This window comes from Kitasatospora sp. NPDC057518, from assembly GCF_042802075.1.
GTDB lineage: Bacteria > Actinomycetota > Actinomycetes > Streptomycetales > Streptomycetaceae > Kitasatospora.
This window is the reverse complement of record NZ_JBHVEU010000755.1, coordinates 1-1,965: the sequence shown is the minus strand read 5'-3', so window position 1 is coordinate 1,965 and position 1,965 is coordinate 1. Positions and strand designations below refer to the sequence as shown.

Genomic DNA, 1,965 nt, shown 5'->3' with positions numbered 1-1,965 from the left:
CCCCGGGCCCGTGGTCAACGGGCCCGGGGCGCCGCGCGGGAGGCGCTCACACCCGGCAGGCCGTCTCCAGCCAGACGTCGCCCAGCGACTCCTCCAGCGGCACCTGCGTCCGCCATCCGAGACGGTCCCTGGCGGTGCGCACGTCCGCCTGCCGCCACGGCACCGGCTCGCCCGGCACCGCCCGGCCCTCCGGCCGGTGCCCCTCCGGCCGGTGCCCGGGCAGGTGGTGGCCCGGCAGGTGGTCGCCGCCCGCCCCGACGGCCTGCGCGGGCAGCAGGACCGGCCGGTTCTCCTCGACGATCTGCCCCTCGAAGCCCGAGGCCCGCACCAGCAGCTGGGCCGCGTCCCGGGCCCGGACGGCGTGCCCGCTGCCGATGTTGACCACCCCGGTGGCGGCCGACACCGCGGCCGCCTGGATGGCCCGCGCGACGTCCCGGACGTCCACGAAGTCCCGGAACCCGGACAGGTCCGGCATCCGCACCTGGTGCTCGTCCCGCTCCAGCGCCCGCCGCAGGCCCTCGGCCAGCCGCCCGAACAGCGAGGCGGTCGGCGCCCCCGGGCCCACCACGTCGAAGACCCGCAGCACCGCCGCGTCCAGCCCGGAGGCCAGCACCAGCTCCGTCCCGGCCAGCTTGGACACCCCGTACGGGCCGACCGGGCGCGGCTCGGCCTGCTCGGAGACCGGCACCCCGCCGGGCACCGGCCCGTACTCGGCGGCCGAGCCGACGTGCACCAGCCTGGCCGGCTCCCGGCAGCGCCGGATGGCCTCGCAGACCGTCGCGACGGCCAGCGTGTTCGACCGGATCAGGGTGCGCGAGCTGCCGTAGGTGGCGCCCGCGCAGTTGATCACCACCTGCGGCGCGACCGCGTCCAGGAACCGGGCCAGCGCGCCCGGGCTCCCGGTGGTCAGGTCGAAGCGGATGTCGGCCGAGTCGCGTCGGCCGAGCACCGTCACCTGCAACTCCTGGTCCATCAGCAGACGATCGGTGACCCGGCGGCCGATGAAGCCGTCGGCGCCCAGCAGCAGCACCCTCATCGGGGGCGTCCTTCCACGAAGCCAGCTCGGGACGACCTGGCGGAACGGATTCAACGAAGTTCAACGAACGGGACGGGAGCGGGAACCGTGAACCGGGCCCCGACAAACGTCGAACGGGGGGTGGCGAACGGGCGGACGGCGCTCACCGGTGCGAGCCGGCCCGGCCGAGCACCGCCCCGGCGTACGCCAGCAGCGCCGCCGCGACGGTGCCGCCGCCGAGCAGCCAGGCCTCCGGGCCGGAGCGCCCCAGGGCGAGCGGGCCGAGCACCGCGGCGGCCCCGGCCGACGCCCCCGCCGCGGCCGCCGCCGGCCGGCCGCACCGCGCCAGCAGCACCGGCAGCACCACCAGCAGGCCCAGCACGCCCTGCGCCGCCCACTGGGCGGGGCCGGCCCGCTCGGCCGCCAGGTGCAGCAGCCCTCCGCCGTGGCCCGGCCCGGGACGCGGGGCGACGACGGCCAGCACCGCCAGCGCGGCGAAGCTCAGCACCCCGAGCACCGCCAGGTGCAGGGCCAGCGCGACCGGGAGCACCGGCCGCATCCGGGCCCGGAACTCCGCCAGGGTGCCCGCCGCGCCCAGGTGGCCGCGGCCGAGCTGCCGGTACCAGCGGGCCGTCCGCTCGGCCGACCCGGCCGACACCGCCGCCGCCAGCACCAGCGCGACGGCCAGCGGGCGGTCCCCGCCCGGCAGGGCCGGCGGGAGCAGCAGCAGCGCGGCCAGGCCCAGCCCGTGGCCCAGCGCCGCCGGCCGCAGCCGGGAGCCGGGGTACGGCCGGGGCGCCGGCCCGGGCCCCAGCACCCCGGGCCCGGCGCAGGGCGGGCCGGGCTCGGCCGGGGCCGGTGCGGTCAGCGCGGGCAGCAGCACCAGCGGGACGGCGGCGGGCAGCAGCCCCGGCCAGCGCGGGCCGAGCGCGGCCGCCCCCGCGCAGGGC

At 79.8% G+C, this 1,965-nt stretch carries 1 protein-coding gene and 1 pseudogene; both read right to left on the bottom strand.

The genetic code is table 11. From position 1 onward, the window contains the following. Window positions 1–46: 46 nt before the first annotated feature. Entirely contained in the window at window positions 47–1,036 is a 990-nt protein-coding gene (locus ACFU7Z_RS39130; protein WP_049657289.1) for an NAD(P)-dependent oxidoreductase, read from the bottom strand. 142 nt (window positions 1,037–1,178) lie between these two features. Further along, window positions 1,179–1,965 (bottom strand): annotated as a pseudogene (locus ACFU7Z_RS39125) (hypothetical protein); the annotation flags it as partial.

Excerpts from the sequence above, each read along its gene's own strand:
- ACFU7Z_RS39130 (WP_049657289.1), bottom strand. The coding sequence starts at position 1,036 with ATGAGGGTGCTGCTGCTGGGCGCCGACGGCTTCATCGGCCGCCGGGTC.